Here is a 20,993-nt window from a genome sequence, read left to right as displayed (position 1 = left end):
TTTATAGATAGACATAGGTATAAAGAGAAAATTGCCTAAATAGCCAATGATCAACACAACCTGCCGCCATGATAGCAATTATAACTAACTGTCGTGTTTTTGATTACAAATTTTTCTACCGAAGAATGTTTCTAATGATAAGGAATTATTGGTACTGAGCACAGTTGCTAAGCAATAAATACCCTGTGCATCGCTTTAAAATGGTTCAATGATCAGCCATCATGAAAATTCCTCAGCTTATCATGAATAAATATTGGCTAAAACTGGTTTATAAAGCGAGCATATTTATAGATAATGAACCCTGTGTAACTTGTCTACTGTTTTTTGTAAATTTTACCTTCTTAACTTTTGCTTTTGTAACCTTGGGAATCATTATGTTGTTAACACGCTCTTCTTCGTCTATTTATTTGCGGTGCTGTATTTTAAGCGCACTTGGCGTATTTGCCGTAAATACAGCCATGGCTGTCACGCCATCTGACCCTGACTTAGAGACAGTCAATGATAGTGAGCTGCCACAAGTCGAGCTTGATAAAATCGTTGTGACAGCGACGCGTACGCCTACCAAAACCAGTAACGTAATCGCCCAAACTCGCGTGATTGATAGCGAAGAATTGCGCCGTTATCAAGGGCAGACAGTTTTAGAAGCACTGAAGCGTCAGCCTGGCATCAGTCACTATACAAGCGGCGGCATGGGCACCGTTTCCAATCTTTATATGCGCGGTTATGATGGTAAGCAAATCTTGGTACTTATTGATGGCATACGTTATAGCTCGTTAAGCACAGGTAATAGTGCCCTAAATTTACTACCAGCCGACCAGATCGATCGTATCGAAATACTATATGGTGCGTCAGGATCTAGTATTTATGGTGCAGACGCGATGGGTGGTGTGATTCAAGTATTCACCAAAGGCAGCAATGTAGATCAAAGCAGCATGTCGGTTACCGCTGGTGTTGGCTCAAATGATCAATACTTATACGGTGCTAGCGCACAATTCGTCAATGATACTGGCACCGCTTTGAGCCTTTCAGCCAGCCACAACGAAACAGATGGTATCAATGCAACGCTACCCGATCCTAGTAATGAATACGCCCCTTACAACAAAGACGATGATGGTTTCGAAAGTGATAACTTTAGCATTGCTCTAAATCAGCGTATCAATGATCAATTGTCAGTAGGGGCTAGTGCTCTGTATAGCGAGTCAACGACTTATTTTGATAATGGCGCTGCAGAAAACGTTTATTCTGATCAAGAAACGGGTGCGGCTCAAGCGTTCGTTGATTGGCGCTACCAGCCAGGCGCTTCGGTGAAGCTACAGTATGGGCACTCTATCGACAACATAGACACAGAAACCTATAGCAGTAACTATGATACAGAGCAAGATCAAGTCAGCCTAGTCGGTCAGCATGCCCTACCTATCGGTACAGGCATTTACGGTGCAGAGTATTTAAACCAAAGTATTGATACGACTGACTATGACGTTGATGACCGTGATGTGACCAGTGCATTTTTGGGTTATGTATTGGCTAATGATCAATTCGATGCACAAGCAAACCTACGTTATGATGATAACTCACAGTATGGTGATGAGACTACTTACAACCTAGGTGGTGCGCTACACATCAATCCTAATCTACGTATCGGCGTTAGTTATGCTAAAGGTTTCCGAGCGCCGAGCTTCAATGACCTATACTCACCTTTCGGTGGCAATGCTGAACTAACACCAGAAACCAGTGATAACTATGAAGCTTTTATTGAATACGATACTCCTATTCAATCTACTCGTTTGACAGGCTATCACAACAAAGTTGACGACTTAATCAGCTATGTCGCAAGCCCCACGCCTAGCAATCCTTATGCAGGCTCTAGCGAAAACGTCGATGAAGCCAAAATCGAAGGACTCACACTAACATCAGATTGGATAGTCGATAATTACTTATTTGGTGGTAGCTATGACTACCAGCAGGCAGAAGACAATAGTGGCGGGAACAACGATGGTAATTTTCTTGCCATTCGTCCTGAGCATAAAGGTCTGATTTACTTAGGCTATCGCTTATCAAGCTTTGACATTCGTGCCGAATATGAATATGTCGGTGACTACTATAGCAACGTTGCCAATGCAGAATCGCAGTTTGTCGATCATTATGGATTGTTTAATATCAGCGGTAACTACCAGCTAACAGACAGCCTAACCATGGCAGCACGTTTAGACAATATTACTAATGAAAAGTATATTACTCTACCCGGTTACGACACTGATGGTATCAACTATTTCACCTCTTTGACCTATAACTGGTACTAGGTTTTTCTTAGTACCCTTCAGACAGTCTGAACTGAGAATAAAAAAGGTCATCAATATCGATGGCCTTTTTTTAGTGCTTTATATTACCGCTCGACATTTTACAGACCTAAACCGTCAGCTATTTATGTTATCCAACAGGTGACAATTCATGGATCATCTATTACAATAACGGCCTCCGAGAGGTGTTGCGCCATGACCATAGATATTGCATTGAGAGACTAAAATCATGCAAATTATAAGTTATGTTAGGCTCGGTTAACTGTCGAGCGCCCTATTTTGGTCGCTCACAGCGCAAACAACGGCACCTGCGTTTTTATTCTTTTTATCATACGTTAACCACTGATAGGAGCATATTATGGACGCAGTGTCTACTACACCATCTGCCCATACGATCGATCCCTCTTTCACTGACTATAAAGTCGCTGACATCAGCCTTGCTGATTACGGCCGCCGTGAAATCACCCTTGCCGAAGCTGAAATGCCTGCCCTTATGGGTCTGCGTCGTCGCTACGAAGCCGATCAACCGCTTAAAGGCGCGAAAATCGCTGGCTGTATCCACATGACCATCCAAACTGCCGTACTTATCGAGACATTAGTCGCGCTAGGTGCTGAAGTACGTTGGACGTCATGTAACATTTTTTCAACTCAAGATCATGCTGCTGCGGCGATTGCTGCTGCTGGTATTTCTGTCTATGCTTGGAAAGGCGAAACAGAAGAAGAGTATGAATGGTGCTTGCGTCAACAAGTTCACGTTGGCGGTGAAACCTCAGGTCAGCTTTGGGATACTAACTTAATCTTGGATGATGGCGGTGATTTAACTGCATTGATCCATAATGATTATGCTGAGCTTCTTGATAGCATCCACGGTATCTCAGAAGAAACCACTACTGGCGTGCATCGCTTAGTTGAGATGTTAAACAAAGGTACGCTTAAAGTACCTGCCATCAATGTCAACGATGCCGTTACTAAGTCTAAAAATGACAACAAATACGGCTGCCGTCATAGCTTAAACGATGCGATTAAACGCGCTACCGACATGTTCCTTGCTGGTCGCCGTGCTTTAGTCATCGGTTATGGCGATGTGGGTAAAGGCTCTACGCAAAGCTTACGTCAAGAAGGCATGATCGTACGTGTATCAGAAGTTGATCCTATCTGTGCCATGCAGGCATGTATGGATGGCTTTGAAGTATTGTCACCTTACATCAATGGCGATAACACTGGCGGCGCAGAAAACATCAACACCCGCTTGCTAGAAGATACGGATATGATTGTTACTACTACTGGTAACTACCATGTATGTGATAGACATATGCTTGCAGCACTGAAACCTGGTGCAGTCGTTTGTAACATCGGTCATTTTGACACCGAAATCGACACCCAATTCATGCGTGACAACTGGCGCTGGGTTGAGATTAAACCACAAGTGCATCAAATCTTCCGCTCAGACGACGAGAATGATTATTTGATCTTGCTTGCTGAAGGTCGCCTAGTGAACCTAGGTAATGCCACTGGTCACCCATCACGCGTGATGGACGGCTCATTTGCTAACCAAGTATTGGCGCAAATGTATTTGTTCGAAGAAAAATTCGCTGACTTGCCAGCTGATGAGCGCACTGACAACTTATACGTCAGAGTATTACCAAAGAAGCTCGACGAAGAAGTCGCTGCTGCCATGGTTGCCGGTTTTAACGGTACATTGACGAAGCTGACGGATAAACAAGCGGAATATTTGGGTGTACCTGTCGAAGGTCCATTTAAGCCTGACGCTTATAAATACTAAAAGGAGCCAGACTGTGACTAAGCCTGCTTTCTCCTTTGAGTTTTTTCCGGCCAAAACCGAACTGGGTCATGAAAAGCTACTCAGCACTTATGATGAGCTGAATAAGCTATCACCTGCGTACTTTTCGGTGACCTACGGTGCTGGCGGTTCAACCCGTAACCGCACTTTAGATATCGTTCAAGCACTATGTGCACGCGGCGATACTGACATTGCGCCGCATATGTCTTGTATTGGTGATGATAAAGCAGAAATCGCTGAATTGCTTGAGCACTACAAAAGCTTAGGTATCAAGCGCCTAGTCGCGCTACGTGGTGACTTGCCTTCAGGTCAGGTGGGTATGGGTGAACTACCATTTGCTGTCGATTTGGTAAAATTCATTCGTGAACACTCAGGCGATCACTTCCATATTGAAGTGGCCGCGTATCCTGAGATGCACCCACAAGCGCGTAGCTTTGCGTTTGATGTTGACAATTTGGTCAATAAATACCAAGCGGGCGCCAATGCGTCGATTACCCAGTTTTTCTATAACGCCGATAGCTACTTATATTTGCGTGATACCTTAGAAAAGCGTGGGATTGATACCGTAGCACAGCCATTGGTGGCTGGCATTATGCCCATTACCAACTCAAGTAACTTGGTACGCTTTGCCGATAGCTGTGGCGCTGATATTCCGCGTTATGTGCGTAAGCAGTTGGCTGACTTTGGTGATGACCGCAAGGCCATCCGTGAATTTGGTTTTGATGTGGTATATCGTCTATGTGAGCGTTTAATCAATGAGGGTGTACCTGCCATGCATTTTTATAGCATGAATAAGGTTGAGCCGAATAAGCGTTTGGTTGAAGCGTTGGGACTTACCGCTTAGACCTTTGTTGAACTTCTTGTTAAATGACTGGCATTCTTCGGAGTGCCAGTTTTTTCGTTTTACTTATGATCTATCTTGTCTTAACAACTGCTCTACATGACCTGTTTTATTTCCCAAATACCTGTGACAATACCTTTCCCTCCGCCACTCATATTCTGCTAACATGTTGAGAGGGATTATTGTTCAATTAAAGGACTAAACGACTGTGCGACGTTTTTTTTATGCTATCAGTAACGATTTGAACACCACCTTTCCTACCCTTAGCGCATTATCTATTGGTGCTAGTGTCGAATTAACAGACAGCATCGTTCATCATTGGTGCCGAGTATTACGCGCAAATATCGGCGATCAAGGTATTTTGTTTGATGGCTTTGGCGGCGAATATCAGGTAGAGCTACAAGCGATTAGTAAAAAAAATGCAACGGCTACTTTGCTCAGTCATTCAACGGATGACCGCAGCGCCCCTGTATTGACTAAAATCGCCCTAGTAATGAGTCGTGGTGAACGGATGGATTACGCCATCCAAAAGTCTACTGAGCTTGGTGTCACTGCTATTCAGCTCCTCAGCAGTCATCATGGCGAAGTCAATCTCAAACCCGCCCAAGTCGAAAAAAAGCTGGCACATTGGCAACAAATCGCTATCGCCGCCTGTGAACAATGCGGCCTCAATCGCCCTCCTCTTATCCTTGCACCACTGTCTATCAATGACTGGTTACGTGATTCAGCGACCGACGCTACAGACACAGCCATATCTGCCAGCGCTGCGGTTAGCCCCATTGTCGCGGCCCTCAGTGAAGCCCCTTATTATCAAGTATTAAACCAGCCAGCAGATAGCCGTTTGATGATGAGCGTGCCAGCAGCGGGACAACCTCTGCAGCCAGAGACACTATCAATCGCACTAACACAAGACAAACCCTACATTGAGCTGCTAATCGGTCCTGAGGGTGGTCTCAGTAATAACGAATCAGTGCAAGCACAAACAGTAGGCTTTGCGCCTTGGCAGATCGGTAATCGCGTGCTACGAACAGAGACCGCGCCTGTCGTCGCCTTGGCAACGTTGCACGCGCTTAGCCATTAATCACCAAACGCCATTCTGTATATATGCTGATGGCTAGGGCATGTCCTCATTTTGAAAATGGTGATAAAAATGAGACAAATTGCAGCTAAACAAGGGAAACAGCGCAGAGAATATCAGGATATTGACTAGCTGTTTGACGCAGTTTGGCAAGATTTAGCCGTTTTTAACCCATTTAGTCGCTTTCGTCCAGATTGAGGACACGCCCTAGGTTAAATGAAGTGCTCTGATACAACGCTTCTTATTGCTTTGCAAACTGGGAGATAGCTTGAGCCGCTGAGCTTAGGTAATCCATATGACTGACGGTGGTTATTGCTAGCAATGACTGACCAATTTTTTAGACTTGACGTTGACTTAGTGAGTCCAATTATGACTACTTTTACCACCCTACCGCTCTCAGATAAGCAGCAGCTGCTGACACAGTTATGTGAGCAATATGAAGACGCTATCTTTATCTTAGACGCAAACTTTCGTTATCTGTCGGTCAATGCTATTTACGAGATTATGATTGGTTACAGTGAATCTTTTTTGCTGGGGCGACCACTTGGTATATATTCGGCTGAGTTTTTATCAAAAGAAGAGCAAGCTATTTTAAATGATCTTACCAGTCATTTAGACAGTAAGGGATTTTATGAAATTGACTTTTCGATAGCGACTCGCTATGGACAAGTTCTGAATTGCCATATCACTTACCGAAGAATCTACGTAGGAGAAACGGGTTATTATATCGGTGTGGTTCGCGATATGTCGTCGGTCGTAAAAGACAGAAAACAAATGACTCATCTACTCAATTACGATCAACTAACAGGGTTGCCCAACCGCAAGGTTTTTTTGAGTCAGACCAGTGAGCTATTGTTAGAAAGTTATCAAGAAGTCGTGATTGTACGCCTAAACATTGATCGTTATCGTAACCTCGCAAGCCTACTCGGCCCTGACGGTATTAATACTCTCATAGAAAGCTTCGTACTACGAGTCAAAACCTTAAAGCTCGAAGATTTGCATTGTTTTTCACACTTTGGTGGTGATGACTTTGCCTTATTATTTGAATGCACTGATGCCAATTCCGTACGCAATCAGTTAGACCTCTTGATGCAAATGTGTGAGCATCCTTTTTTCGTCAGTAATGAGCCAGCAGAAGATACAGCCATTTATTGTCATATCTCAGTCGGGGTCAGTTTTTTCCCTGAAAATGATTACGAAATGATAGGGTTGTTGACCAAAGCTGAGAAAGCCCTACAGTATGTCAAACAGCAAGGTGGTGACGACATCTGTTGGTACAACAAGACCATCGATGAGGCAACTGCCAATAGTTTACAGTTGGAAGCGGAGCTTAGAGCTGCCACCAATGATGTTCAGTTTGTACCCTATTATCAACCGAAATTTTCCTTAGATACTGGGGCTATTACTGGCTTTGAGGCGCTGGTACGCTGGCAGCACCCCACTCGTGGGCTGCTAAAACCTGTTCACTTTATGAATGCCATCATCACGCACAAACTGTCATTTGAGCTGTTCTCACAAATGGCGACTCAAATTGCGGAACAGTTGTCTATTTGGCAAAAACTTGGCTTCGATCAACATATTTGTATCAACGCCGATGCTGCTGAATTTAGCCATCCTGATTTCTTTGAGATGGTGAGCAACTTATTTGTGCAGCACGACATCCATGCCCATCAATTGCATATCGAAGTCACAGAATCCTCATTAATACAGCGCCATGCCAATGTCAAGAAACAGCTCAACTTACTGAAAGAGTTGGGGATTTGTTTAGCGCTGGATGATTTTGGTACGGGTTATGCCTCTTTAAGTTATCTACAAGAGTATCCTTTTGACTTTATCAAAATCGATAAAAGTTTTATCTCTAAGATTGAAACTGACCGTACCCAATATGCGATCGTCAAGGCTATTTTAGAGTTAGCGGTGGCGCTTAATATGCAGGTCATCGCTGAGGGTATCGAAACCAAGCAACAACGCGATTTACTGTTAGACATGGGTTGTAAATATGGACAAGGCTATTGGTTTAGTAAACCCGTGCCTGCTGATATCGCAACTGAAATGTTAACGCAGCAATATTTGTCTAAATGAGACACGCCCTAGTCATTATTTTAATCGAGAATGAGCCAACCATTTTTTAGTCGATTATTATCATTATTTTTTTCGCCTAACGTTGATTGCATAACGGATGCAAGGTAGGTTCATGACTTATCAGTGCTGTTACCAAACTTGTATAATCGCCTATGAAAGCCTATCTTTTATAGTGAATTTGTTAGAGCTTACTAAATATCAAACTGACTCTAACAATCACCATTCTTTTCAATACTATTTTATGCAATCGATACCTTAGATAGGTCTGCGACTTCAACAGACCATCTGGATATAGTCAATCCTGCATCATGCGCTAAACCCTAGCGCTGTCATAGGACGACCAGCTATTATTGATTGCATTACAAAAGGACAGGAAGTTATGCAATACAAAGCACCTTTACGTGATATTCAATTCGTTATGCATGAGCTGCTCGATAGCGAAAGCCATTACAAAACGCTACCTGCATTTCAAGAAGCAGACCGCGAGCTAATGGATAGCCTATTTGAAATGGCTGCAAGCTTTGCTGAAAATGAGCTGTCACCATTGAACCAAAGCGGCGATGCGGAAGGCTGCAAGTTTGATAACGGCAAAGTAACGACACCAAAGGGCTTTAAAGAAGCCTATAAAGCGTATTGTGAGCTTGGTTTCCCTGCGTTGTCTGCTGAAGAAGAATTCGGTGGTCAAAACATGCCGTTTTCATTATCAACGGTCATCAATGAGATGGTTGGTACGGCTAACTGGTCATTCTCTATGTACCCAGGCCTATCACATGGTGCGATCCAAACCATCGAGCATCATGGTACTGATGAGCAGAAAAACATCTATTTAGAAAAAATGATCAGCGGTGAATGGTCAGGTACGATGTGTCTGACTGAAGCACACGCCGGTTCTGACTTGGGTATTATCCGTACCAAAGCTGAGCCAAAAGAAGATGGTAGCTATAGCATTACTGGTCAAAAAATCTTCATCTCAGCTGGTGAGCATGATTTAACCGACAATATTATTCACATTGTATTGGCGCGTTTACCAGGCGCACCTGCTGGCACAAAAGGCATCTCATTGTTTATCGTTCCTAAAATGACGGTTCAAGAAGATGGCAGCGTTGGCGATAGTAACAATGTCGTTTGTGGCTCTATCGAGCATAAAATGGGCATTAAAGCCTCTGCCACTTGTGTCATCAACTTCGATGGCGCAACAGGTTACCTAATTGGCCCAGAAAACCGCGGTCTACAGTGCATGTTCACCTTTATGAACGTTGCCCGTATCGGTACTGCTGTTCAGGGCTTGACTGCAGCAGAGTACGCATTCCAAGGCTCATTGACTTATGCCAAAGATCGTTTGGCCATGCGCTCTTTATCAGGTACCAAAGCACCAGAAAAAGTAGCTGACCCGATCATTGTACATCCAGCGGTTCGCAACATGCTATTGACCGAAAAAGCCTTTGCTGAAGGCGGCCGTGCATTGGTCTATTATCTCTCACATTTCGCAGATACTGTCGCAAAAGGTGAAGGCGAAGCGCTTAAATTTGCTGATCAAATGCTGTCATTGTTGACACCAATTGCTAAAGCCTTCTTGACCGAGACTGGTCTAGAAGCGGCAAACCATGGTATACAAGTTTATGGTGGTCACGGTTTTGTCAGTGAATGGGGTATGGAGCAAAACGTCCGTGATACCCGTATCGCTTGTCTATACGAAGGTACGACTGAAATCCAAGCACTTGATCTATTGGGCCGTAAAGTATTGGGTTCACAAGGCAAGCTGCTTGCAAACTTTGTCAAAGTCATCCAAGACTTCTGTGATGAAAACAAAGAAAATGATGAGATGGGTCAATTTATCCGTCCACTGGTCAAGCATCTAAAAGAATGGGGCGACTTAACAGCGCGCATTGGCATGCAAGCCACTGAAAGCCCTGAAGCAGTAGGCGGTGCAGCGGTTGATTACATGTACTTCAGTGGTTACGTGACTCTGGCTTATTTATGGGCACGTATGGCACTTGTGGCACAAACTGCTATTGCTGATGGCAGCAGCGAGCCTGCGTTCTATGATGCTAAAATCAAGACGGCACAGTTCTATTTTGCCAAATTGCTTCCACGTACCACCACACACGTAGAGCGCATCAGCACTGGTGTTGAGCCGTACATGTCGATGGATGTTGATCAATTTGCCTTTTAAGTAAGCCATCAATTTATCAAAGATTTGTTGAATTAGTATCACTATCGTAATTTCGATCGGCAACATACCAAAGTATGTTGCCGATTTGCGTATTATCCATTCCTTTTAAGCCTATTAAAGCAATTATTTCGCATGATAAATGTTTTTGGTGTACGCATAATTCACGAAGAAATACACAAGCTAAGCCTCTAATTTGCTAAACTTTAGCTACTAGCCATTAAGGTTAACTCAAAAAGAACAACTGATAATCTTAATGTATTTAATTTTTATTCATTTGAACCAAAGGACTGCTGATGGCTGTTTATAATGCCCCTCTTAATGACATGCGCTTCATCTTAAATGATGTTTTTAATGCGAATGCATTTTGGCAAAACAACGACAATTTGGCTCATGTTGACATAGACACTGTCGATATGATTTTAGAAGAAATGGCAAAACTGACCAAAAACGTTCTGCTGCCCATCAACCGTAGTGGCGATGAAGAAGGCGCTACTTTTCAGGGTGATGGCGTTGTCACTACCCCAACAGGCTTTAAAGAAGCATACAAGCAATATGCTGAGTCAGGCTGGGTTGGCTTAAGCGGTAACTCTGAATACGGTGGTCAAGGCTTTCCTAAAATGGTGACCATGCTCACCGAAGAGATGGTTTTTACCGCTAACCAATCGTTTGCCCTTTACCCTAACCTAACTGTAGGCGCAACGCTTTGCCTAAATGCAGCGGCCTCTGAAGAGCAAAAGCAAACCTATCTAGAAAAAATGTACAACGGCGAATGGGCTGGCACTATGTGCTTAACAGAGCCACATGCGGGTACTGACTTAGGCATCATCAAGACCAAAGCCGTACCTAACGATGATGGCAGCTATGACATCTCTGGTACTAAGATTTTTATCACGGGCGGTGAGCACGATCTAACTGAAAATATTATTCATTTAGTATTGGCAAAAACACCTAATGCACCAGAAGGCTCAAAAGGCATTTCGCTATTTGTTGTACCAAAATTCTTGGTCAATGAAGATGGCAGCTTGGGTGAACGCAATACATTGGCAGTCGGTTCTATCGAACACAAAATGGGTATCAAAGCATCTGCCACTTGTGTGATGAACTTTGATAGTGCCAAAGGCTGGATGGTTGGTGCCGAAAACACAGGCCTGTCCTCTATGTTCATTATGATGAACTATGAGCGTGTCACTATGGGTCTGCAAGGCCTTGGTGGTGCTGAGCTTGCTTATCAAAATGCGGCACTTTATGCCAATGACCGTGGTCAAGGTCGTAGTGATACCCAGTTGCAAAGCCCAGAAAAACCTGCGGATGCGATTATCCATCATGCCGATGTACGCCGCATGTTGTTAAATGCTAAGACCAATACTGAAGCGTCACGTTGCTTTGCCATGTATGTTGCCAAGAACCTTGATGAAGAAAAGTTTAGTACCGATCCAGAAGCAGCCAAAGCGGCTTCCGCTCGCGTTGCCCTACTGACTCCAGTTGCCAAAGCATTTTTGACGGACAAAGCATTAGAAGCCACTATTGATTGTCAGCAAGTATTTGGTGGTCACGGCTATATCCGCGAATGGGGTATGGAACAAATCGTTCGTGATACGCGTATTGCCCAGATTTATGAAGGCACCAATGGCATTCAAGCCCTTGACTTACTAGGCCGCAAAGTGGCGCGCAATAACGGCAAATACGTCACTCATTTCTTAGGTGAAATTCGTGATTTTGTCAATAATATGCAAGCCAATCACGGCATCAAACAAGCCACACTAGATGCCGCTGATACGATTGAAGCGTTGACTAAAACTGTGCTGAGCAACATTGGCGAACGTAAAAACGAAATCAATGGCTGTGCCGTTGACTACATGCATGCCTTTGGCTACCTGTGCTACTCGTATATGTTTGCGTTAATGGTTGAAGCTGCTGACGGCCAAGAAGGCGAGTTCTACACGAACAAAGCCAAGCTTGCTGACTACTTCGTTGGTCGTGTATTGCCACGTATCGATGCGCATGCGCAAATGGTGCAAGCAGGTAGCGATCCTATGATGAACTTTGATCTTGACTACTTTGATGTACCTGCTAACTAATCAGCGATGTTTAATGTTTAATGTTTAATAATTAAAATATCATGACAAAAGGGACAGTCTCGCTACTGTCCCTTTTTTTGCCAAAAATATTTTTTAAATAACTGCTAACAAAATAATTAACTATCGATGCATCGTTCCGATTAGAATAACGCAAAGCAAACTATCGCTTAAGTTACTTCATAGTATTACCAAGCTTGTAGTCATAACCTATGTTGTACGCCAGATAATAATATTCAAAATCTAACAATAAAAACGGTTGAAACCACCATGATAGAGGATGCGACGTGCCAGAACTAAAACGCATTTTACAACAGATTACGGCGCTAAGTGATGTACCCGATCCCGCGGTACTAAAACGCTTAATAGATGAGCTACGGGTTACTGAAAAAGAGCCGGTCTTGGCCAATGATAACATTCAGAACCTCATTGAAATCCTTCGTCAGCATCCAGAATATGGTGACGGCCTTGCCAGTTTTGTACTAAAACTCATTATCCAATACCGGCAAATTGCACTCTATACCGATACTGGCATTATGTCGGATCAGGGATTTTTTAATAGTTTGCGCCGTTTAGTTGGCCATCGACTTTTGCCAATACTACCGCAAGAGGACTCCGTGGTTGAGTTGGTTGGTTACCTATTTAACAAGCGTTCTGATGAGCGTTGGTTGGCCAATATCGACAAAGAAAAATGGGATGAGCTGGTTGAATTACTGAGAGTCAAAGAAGAACACTTAGATCTAGTCGCCACGGCGAAAAACAGTATTTTAAACGCGATTATCATTTTATCTTATCGCATCAGCGGTCTTGGCTTGCATCCTGACTTGATGGATTCTTACCCGCAAATGCTGAACTACTCAGCCTCTTTTGTGGCCCAAAACCAAGAAGCCGTTTTATTCGTCAATCAATATAGGCAGGCGCATGAGCTTGATACTTTGACTGATATCACCCCCGAAAAAGCCGTCGATCCAGCACCGTTACTTGTCATGATTGAGCAATGCGAAGATATCGTTGCCACGGTTCGCAAACGTATTTATAAGACGGGTATTTCTATTCGACTGACCAATATGATGCTGCGCCTCGACCAAAGCTTGCAGCGTATGCGTATCTTGACTGAACTGGTGACTGATGATTATAACAAGCGTGATCTGGCCGTCATTGAACTGATACAAACGCTGATTACCACTGCCAATCGTCGCTATAGTATCGGCTATTTGATTGATAATAATACCAAACTGCTCTCGCGCAAAGTGACTGAAAACGCGAGCCGTGTCGGTGAGCATTATATTAGTACTGATAAATCCGGCTATCAGAAAATGTTTAAAAAAGCCTCTATCGGTGGCTTTATCATTGCTTTTATGGCGACCACCAAGATATTGGCTTATCATTTAGCCCTCGCACCAATGGGTCGGGCATTTATCAACAGCATGATTTATGGCTTGGGTTTTGTCTTTATCCATGTCATTCGCGGTACCGTTGCTACCAAGCAGCCCGCCATGACGGCGGCGGCTATTGCCTCCACTATATCGGATGGCTCTGGCAAGAAGTCTCATCAGCTAACCAAGCTGTCAGAATTGGTAGTCGATATTTTACGTACCCAGTTTGTCGCTATCATGGGTAATGTAATGCTAGCGGTACCGGTCGCTCTTATTATCTCTTTTGCTTGGCTGCAATATACAGGCACGCCGATGATTGATACTGAGAAGGCTGGGCATCTCTTACATGATCTTGATCCTTTTCGCTCGCTCGCCCTTCCCCACGCTGCCATTGCTGGTGTCTATTTATTTTTATCGGGTCTGATCGCTGGTTATTATGACAACTTAGCGGTTTATAACCATGTGGGCGCACGTATACAGCGGCATAAGTTACTCAAAATCCTTTTGCCTAAATCATGGCTACAGCGCTTTGGTGGCTTTGTAGAAGCGAACTTGGGTGCCATCATGGGCAACTTTTTATTCGGGGTGTTTTTAGGCAGCACTGCCACTATCGGCTTTATCTTCGGCTTACCAATTGATATTCGCCACATTGCTTTTGCCTCAGCCAACTTGGCGCATGGACTGTTTAACATGTCCGCTGATGATATAAGCTGGAACGTCATCTTACTGTCCATTCTTGGTGTTGCTCTTATCGGTATCGTCAACTTGATGGTCAGCTTTTCCCTCGCCTTGTTCGTGGCGCTACGCTCAAAAGAAGTGCGCTTCTTTGAATGGGGACGTCTGACCAAATTGGTTTTTGGTCATATCATCAGTCACCCATCTGACTTTTTTTGGCCACGCGACAAACCGATGAAATATGCGCGCATCGATAGCCAAGGCCGTATGATATTTGATGACACTTCAGGGCAAAAAGGCGGCAAGCCTATACCTGCTAATTACGTTGTTCGCCGCTTATCGGACGTAAAAATATTGCCCAAATCCATGCAAGGCAATATGAAAAATGATCCAGCAGTGACTGACATACAGTATGATAATCAAACATCAGACAGTAGTTTTGATCCTGAGATGACTAGTCGTGAAGCGTATAGCACCGTCCATTCAACCATGGCCAAACAAGTGATCGATCTCGATGATGGTCTGATGGATGACAACCTCAATAGTGTGCCGTACACCGATGATATTCAATATGATAGAAGCACTAAGGCGCTTGATAGCTTTGCGACTAGTAGTAATGAAATAAGCCGTGATGAGGCAGACAATACTGACTCTGATAGCAAAGGTGCTGGCGATGCCAAAACCCCACTGCCAAAACCGAAAAAACCACCCAATCTGCCCAGTTAAATGGGCAGTTTTGGTGGTTTTGATGACACGCTTCATTTAATGAGCTGCCATAATTATGGCGGATGACAATGCGCACTTGACGTTATTACCGCTTCATCACCCAATCGATAGGCTAATAAATGATTTCCCCAAACACAGCCGCCATCCAAAGCGCGCGCATGTGGCAGATCAACCTCACCTTTTAACGCTGCCCAATGACCAAATAGTATCTTACGCTTGCGCGGCACTTGCCACTCAAACCACGGCAAAAAATCCTTTGGCATCGAATCATCTAAGCTTGCCGTAAAGCTAAATTCGAGCGTGCCATCCTGCTTGCATAAACGCATACGAGTGAAGTAATTGGCAATCGCGCGCATTTTGGTAAAGCCGTTGATACCTGTATGCCAATCATCGGCCGTCTTGCTATATAAGTGTGGCAACAACCGATCAAGCTGCTTTAAGCTGCCTCGTAATTGCGCCTCTAACTGCTGGGCATAGTCCGCTGCTGCTTCAATAGTCCAATGCGGCGGGATGCCAGCATGTACCAGTACGGTATTGGCATCAGGATAAGCCAGTATCGGCTGCTGACGTAACCAATGTAATAGCTCATCACAATCATCGGCAGCAAAAATTGGTGCGGTCTTGTCTTTTTTCTTAATTTTAGCAGCACCGCGCCAAACAGCGATTAAGTTAATATCATGATTACCCAACACCGTAGCCGCCGCGCCTTGCTCACAGAGCGCCTTGACATCGCGCAACGTATTTAGTGAGTCTTCGCCGCGTGCCACTAAGTCACCTGCAAACCACAATTTATCTTGAGTAGGGTCAAAATCCAATGTTTCGAGTAGATGCAGATACGCCGCATAACAACCTTGCAGATCACCGATGACGTACTGGTGGCGAAAACTCATAAATCCTCTATCTTTTATGTGATGACTTTTATACGATGATTTTTATTCATATCTAGATAACTATTTTTGGATGATGAATTAATCTGCTACTTTGCATGCATGATTGCTCAAACTGACAAAATCTTTCACACTCAATACTTCAGGGCGTGCTTGTGGATCAATAGCGCAGGCAGCAAAATCTTCTTCACTCAACGTCGGCAACAAGGTTGATTTTTTAAAAATAGCCCGTAAGGTCTTGCGACGATGATTGAAGGTTTCGCGTACCACAATCGCGAAATACTCTTCGTCTTCTGCTACAACCGGTTTATTAATGTGCGGCGTCAGGCGAAAGACAGCGCTGGTGACTTTTGGTGGCGGATTGAATGCGCCACGTGGCACAGTTAATAAATAATCCGTATCACAGTGGTATTGCATAATGACCGACAAGCGACCATACGTCTTGCTGCCAACGTCAGCAGTGATGCGTTCAACGACTTCTTTTTGCAACATAAAGTGCATGTCTTGAATCACATCGGCATAACTGAGCAAATGAAAAAGTATCGGTGTAGAAATATTATATGGCAAGTTACCCACCACGCGTAGCTTACCGCGCTCCTCGCTATACAACTCACGATAATCGACATGCATAGCATTGTCTTTAATAATTTCAAAATTTGGATGGCTATTGGCACCGATACGAATACGTAAGCTATCCGCCAAATCACGATCCAGCTCTACGACGGTCATCGCATCCACTTCTGCCAATAGTGGCTCAGTCAGCGCACCCATCCCTGGGCCAATCTCGATTAAATTGTCATCGCGCTCTAAGCGAATGCTCTCAACAATCTCACAGATAACACTGCGGTCATGTAAGAAGTTTTGACCAAAGCGTTTACGCGGTTGGTGTTTGGCAGCCCGTAGGCTATTAGAAATGGTTTGGGCATCAAACGAAATTTTGGACATAAAAGAGTCTTAATGTATAAAAGAGAAATGGGCTATGGCAGCAATATGCTGGTATTATAATAACAAATTATACCACAGCTCATAATTTGGCTGTATTTTTGAGACGTTTTATCGATAAGTTACTCATACCTTGGCGCAACTGATACAGTGACTTCTTTTTGCCAATTTTTTTGCCAATTTTCATTTAACATAAGACAAGACCCGTCAGAGTAACAATGGCAGCGTTAAATCAAGCACTAGCAGACAGAAACAAGCCTAAAGATGTGACTCATTATAGCGATCGCGACGTTCAGTATCTATCCATTCGCTATACTTCTAGTATGACTGATTGCAGCGTGATTGCTTCCGTTGGCACAACAGGCGATTCATACAATAATTCCTTGGCTGAAACCGTCAACGGGCTATATAAATCTGAGGTGATTAAGTACCTAAAATAGCAGTGGCACGGGGTGAAAGATGTTGAGCTGGCAACCCTTCATTCAATGGGTGGCACTTTGAGCACAGCTCTCATCTTGCAAAGCTAAATCGATAACTAATCTATTTTTAACGCTTCTCAGGTTTAATAAAGCTCGACTGCATAGTGCAGTTGATTATGTCTCGCCTTTTGAGTTTGAAAAGCGGTATTATGATAATTTAGCCCTGTCAGGCATTGCTGATTGACTTAAGTAAACCAGTCTCTGATATAGCCTGCCAGATCAATACCCTTAGAGAGTTCAAACATGATCCTGAAACTTAACGTCAAACTCCATTATCGACTCTCCGCGCCGATGGACCTTTTACTTCAGATTGAAGCCGCCGATCTTACGGATCAGCGGGTGCGTTCGGCCGAGATTTGGACATCAGACGTTGCGCATTTTTCACGGGTTACCGCCGATGATGGCATAGGAGAGCGGATTTGGATCCGCACCGAAGGGGATTTTAGCTGCACTTACATCGCGGAAATTGCCGTTGACCGTCCTATCTTGGACATATCGGCACTGTCCCAAACGCCACTCCACCTTTTGCCCGGAGAGACGATCAAACATTTGATGCCGTCTCGCTATTGCCCGTCAGACGAGTTCCAAGCCTTCGTGGACGCCGAGTTTGGCGATCTCGCTGGCGGCGCACGGATTGCCGCGATGCGTGATTGGATCGAGTCGGCGTTTAGCTATGTGCCCGGATCTAGCCACGCACAAACCACCGCGCTCGACAGTTTTGTTCAACGTCAGGGCGTCTGCCGCGACTTCGCGCATGTTCTCGTGACACTAGCGCGCGCGTCGTCGATACCTGCTAGGTTCGCGAGCGTTTATGCGCCCGATGTGACGCCACAGGACTTTCATGCCGTGGCCGAGGTCTATCTCGGGGGAAGCTGGCACCTCATTGATCCGACCGGCATGGCAGATGCCAACACGATGGCCCGCATCGGTGTTGGATCCGATGCGTCTGGCGTCGCGTTCTTAACTGCGTTCGGCTCCATAGAATTTGTCAACCAATCAGTATCCGTGACCAGACAAGCTTAGGATCCTCACCCTAGGTATGTAGGCCTGCGTTTGAGACACTGACCGCTGCCATAACAGGAGGCGGCAGTGGTCTCGCTCAAGCGGTTGCGCGCTCTTCACCCTGCGGATTAAGGTCTTCGTTCAGCGGATCAAGGACACGGTAGGCATGCCATGTTGCATATCCAAGAATAAGTAAGACCAAGATCTGCTACAAACAAGTAACAGCGTCGGTGTTATTGTCCCAAGACAGATGCTGTCCCTCATGCACGATAAAAACTTTACTAAAGCGTCTCAGACTGCTGCCTTTTTAGGACTGATCCCTATTCAGTCTCTAAACCCATTTTCAAAGTGGTGTATTCACTCAATAAGTTATCAGTATATGTTCGGTGCGCTATACAAGCATCGAACTGCTAGTGTTAGATATGAACTTAATGACTATAAAATCAACAGCATGGGTCATTATGATCGAGCTGTCTGATTAAAACCTCCCATGTTAGTTTCTACAATTTCTTCAGCATAGCTCATTACTGAGCCTCTTTAGGTTCAGACTTGCTGCTAGCATAAATAAAATAAAGCGCAATTGCCAAACAAACCAAAGCACCTATTCGACTACCTGAAAGGCTAATCGCCTCATTACCCAACCAACCAAAATTATCAATTAATACACTCATACTCAGCTGACCAAAAATAACCGCTACCGTTGCCACAGCAGTCCCAATACGCTGGACCGCAACCACCATAATGACAATGTAAGGAACACCACACAAAGCGCCAAGTAGTTGCCACTTAGGGACATCCATCAAAGTAACGGTATGATTTGGCTCAAAAAAGAAAATAAGCAAAGCGGTCACAACCGCACCCACAGAAAAGGTTAAAAAGGCACTTTTAAATACGCCAACATTGCCGCCAAGGCGACCATTTAATGCTGCCTGAACACTTAAAGCCGCACCGCCAATTATTGCTAATAAAATCATTAAAATAAGCATCATTTAGGTTATCCTTTTGCCATAAAAACAAGTGCGGCAATAATGAAAAATAAAGCGATAATTCGTTTGCTGTCTATTTTTCGTTCCATGGTTTCGAATAAGCCATAATGATCTATGATTAAACTCTGAAATACTTGCCCAGCCAATATCCCAATCATCGTCAGCGCAATGCCAATAACAGGCGTCACCACGGTTAATACCACCACATAAACAGGCCCTAAAATACCACCAACCAGTAGTAAAGGCGGCTGTGAGAAAAAGGAAGGGCTGTCTCGCGGACTAAAAAACAGCATCAAAAAGAATGTCAGAGCAGCGCCAACACCAAAAATGCTCAATGTTGCCCACAGCTCGCCTACCTGACTCCCTAAAGGCCCAAGTAATCCTGCTTCAACAGACAACCCCATGCCGCCTAACACAACAATGAGTATCAATAAAATTTGCATGAAAAAATCCTTAATGAGCAATACGCTGCAGCTTACAGCAATGTATACCCATTAAAAAACGCTATAATACGAAAATGACCTTTGCATAAGTTGCACAAATGAATCCGGTAGATACCATCAACATACAAACACTATTATTTTTTATAGAGGTTTTTGACGCTCAGAGTTTTTCTGTAGTGGCTCGAAAAGAAGGCGTCTCGGCTTCTAAAGTGTCACGTATTATCAAGCAGTTAGAGGACTCTCTGGGACAGCAGCTTTTTTACCGTAATACACGCGCCGTCATTCCGACTGAGGCAGGTCGCGTATTTATGCGCTATGCAAAATCCATGACCGAGAGCATGAGTGCAGCACAGCAGGAGCTTCAAGACAGGACATTAGAACCGGGTGGTTTAATTAGAATCAACGCTCCCGTATTTTTTGGACAACGACATATCGCACCTTGGCTGCCACAGCTTAGTGCTCAGTATCCTAAATTACAGATAGATTTGAGTTTAACGGATGACTTTATTGATCCGCATCACTATGCAACAGACGTTATTTTTAGAATTGGCACGTTACATGACTCCGCCTTTCATGCGCGTATTTTTGGCGAGCAAACCTATCATCTTGCCGCCTCTCCATCGTACATGAGCACGCATGGTAAATTGCAAGTGCCAGCAGATCTGACACATCATAAATGTCTACTGTATAAAGGCTCAACAGGACCCAATCGTTGGCTTTTTAGAACAGAAAGTGAGGATTGGACGCCATTTTTAGCACCCGCTTTATTGATGTCCAATAATGCAGAATCTTTATTGGTATCTGCACTCAAAGGTATGGGGATTGTGCTTTTTCCAGATTGGCTCATCGGTGAGCATTTAAAGAGTGGTGAGCTCATAAAGCTACTGCCTGATTATAATGCAGCCATTAAAACCACACCTCAACATGTCGCAGCTATTTACCCTCATACTCGTCATGTCTCTCTAAATGTTAGAACATTAATTGATTATTTTGCCAAAGTTTATGGTCACCCTCTTTATTGGCAACTCAATTAAAAAACAAGAATTTAAAGCAATAAGTATCCATGCACCTTATGAGAAAAAGGTGCAATAGGAATATGTAATTGTACCCATTCAGGAGCGTTCCTAACT

Annotated in this window: 14 protein-coding genes and 1 pseudogene; 11 read left to right on the top strand and 4 right to left on the bottom strand. The window is 44.1% G+C overall.

Annotation, left to right across the window (positions count from 1 at the left end):
• Nucleotides 1–374: 374 nt before the first annotated feature.
• The 8 genes from ACTQ9T_RS04610 to ACTQ9T_RS04575 all read left to right on the top strand — a co-directional run bounded on the left by ACTQ9T_RS04610 (nucleotide 375) and on the right by ACTQ9T_RS04575 (nucleotide 15,124).
• The gene (locus tag ACTQ9T_RS04610) at nucleotides 375–2,300 is read left to right on the top strand and encodes a TonB-dependent receptor plug domain-containing protein (protein ID WP_440464205.1); all 1,926 of its coding nucleotides are present in this window, start codon (nucleotides 375–377) and stop codon (nucleotides 2,298–2,300) included.
• Nucleotides 2,301–2,655: 355 nt separating this feature from the next.
• Complete coding sequence (gene ahcY / locus ACTQ9T_RS04605) at nucleotides 2,656–4,080, top strand: adenosylhomocysteinase (RefSeq protein ID WP_210539497.1); 1,425 nt, start codon at nucleotides 2,656–2,658, stop codon at nucleotides 4,078–4,080.
• Between the two features lie 13 nt (nucleotides 4,081–4,093).
• Nucleotides 4,094–4,942: a methylenetetrahydrofolate reductase gene (locus ACTQ9T_RS04600; RefSeq protein ID WP_194618616.1), complete on the top strand. Its 849-nt coding sequence runs from the start codon at nucleotides 4,094–4,096 to the stop codon at nucleotides 4,940–4,942.
• Nucleotides 4,943–5,147: 205 nt separating this feature from the next.
• Nucleotides 5,148–6,020, top strand: coding sequence for a 16S rRNA (uracil(1498)-N(3))-methyltransferase (locus ACTQ9T_RS04595; protein ID WP_440464204.1), 873 nt, complete (start codon nucleotides 5,148–5,150; stop codon nucleotides 6,018–6,020).
• Nucleotides 6,021–6,386: 366 nt separating this feature from the next.
• Entirely contained in the window at nucleotides 6,387–8,099 is a 1,713-nt protein-coding gene (locus ACTQ9T_RS04590) for a putative bifunctional diguanylate cyclase/phosphodiesterase (RefSeq protein WP_440464203.1), read from the top strand.
• A 379-nt stretch (nucleotides 8,100–8,478) separates the two neighbouring features.
• On the top strand, nucleotides 8,479–10,272 hold the full coding sequence (locus ACTQ9T_RS04585) for an acyl-CoA dehydrogenase C-terminal domain-containing protein (RefSeq protein ID WP_352309231.1): 1,794 nt from the start codon (nucleotides 8,479–8,481) through the stop codon (nucleotides 10,270–10,272).
• 293 nt (nucleotides 10,273–10,565) lie between these two features.
• Nucleotides 10,566–12,350: an acyl-CoA dehydrogenase C-terminal domain-containing protein gene (locus ACTQ9T_RS04580; RefSeq protein WP_440464202.1), complete on the top strand. Its 1,785-nt coding sequence runs from the start codon at nucleotides 10,566–10,568 to the stop codon at nucleotides 12,348–12,350.
• A 284-nt stretch (nucleotides 12,351–12,634) separates the two neighbouring features.
• Nucleotides 12,635–15,124, top strand: a complete 2,490-nt coding sequence (locus ACTQ9T_RS04575; RefSeq protein WP_440464201.1) for a site-specific recombinase — start codon at nucleotides 12,635–12,637, stop codon at nucleotides 15,122–15,124.
• Between the two features lie 53 nt (nucleotides 15,125–15,177).
• Here ACTQ9T_RS04575 and ACTQ9T_RS04570 read toward each other — a convergent pair whose 3' ends face one another.
• Together ACTQ9T_RS04570 and rsmA are read right to left on the bottom strand one after the other, a co-directional pair.
• On the bottom strand, nucleotides 15,178–16,014 hold the full coding sequence (locus ACTQ9T_RS04570) for a symmetrical bis(5'-nucleosyl)-tetraphosphatase (protein WP_194618627.1): 837 nt from the start codon (nucleotides 16,012–16,014) through the stop codon (nucleotides 15,178–15,180).
• Nucleotides 16,015–16,092: 78 nt separating this feature from the next.
• Nucleotides 16,093–16,956 (bottom strand): 16S rRNA (adenine(1518)-N(6)/adenine(1519)-N(6))-dimethyltransferase RsmA, encoded by an 864-nt coding sequence (rsmA, locus tag ACTQ9T_RS04565; RefSeq protein ID WP_440464200.1) that lies wholly within the window; start codon nucleotides 16,954–16,956, stop codon nucleotides 16,093–16,095.
• 209 nt (nucleotides 16,957–17,165) lie between these two features.
• Here rsmA and ACTQ9T_RS04560 point away from each other — a divergent pair.
• Nucleotides 17,166–17,616: pseudogene (locus ACTQ9T_RS04560) on the top strand (hypothetical protein); the annotation flags it as partial.
• Between the two features lie 59 nt (nucleotides 17,617–17,675).
• A complete protein-coding gene (locus ACTQ9T_RS04555) occupies nucleotides 17,676–18,455 on the top strand; it encodes a transglutaminase-like domain-containing protein (protein ID WP_440464199.1) in 780 nt (259 codons plus the stop codon).
• Nucleotides 18,456–18,958: 503 nt separating this feature from the next.
• Here the strand turns inward: ACTQ9T_RS04555 and ACTQ9T_RS04550 are convergent.
• A complete protein-coding gene (locus tag ACTQ9T_RS04550) occupies nucleotides 18,959–19,420 on the bottom strand; it encodes a DMT family transporter (RefSeq protein WP_440464460.1) in 462 nt (153 codons plus the stop codon).
• Nucleotides 19,421–19,428: 8 nt separating this feature from the next.
• Nucleotides 19,429–19,863 carry a DMT family transporter gene (locus ACTQ9T_RS04545; protein ID WP_181210410.1) on the bottom strand — a complete coding sequence of 145 codons (435 nt, stop codon included), beginning with the start codon at nucleotides 19,861–19,863 and terminating at the stop codon, nucleotides 19,429–19,431.
• A gap of 98 nt (nucleotides 19,864–19,961) precedes the next feature.
• On the opposite strand from ACTQ9T_RS04545, the gene ACTQ9T_RS04540 reads away from it, so the two are divergent.
• Nucleotides 19,962–20,897: a LysR substrate-binding domain-containing protein gene (locus ACTQ9T_RS04540; protein ID WP_440464198.1), complete on the top strand. Its 936-nt coding sequence runs from the start codon at nucleotides 19,962–19,964 to the stop codon at nucleotides 20,895–20,897.
• Nucleotides 20,898–20,993 lie beyond the last annotated feature (96 nt).

This window comes from Psychrobacter sp. ASPA161_6 (assembly GCF_051970285.1).
GTDB classification, from domain to species: Bacteria; Pseudomonadota; Gammaproteobacteria; order Pseudomonadales; family Moraxellaceae; genus Psychrobacter; species Psychrobacter glaciei.
The sequence above is the reverse complement of the archived record's forward strand: the minus strand, read 5'-3'. Positions and strand labels throughout refer to the sequence as shown.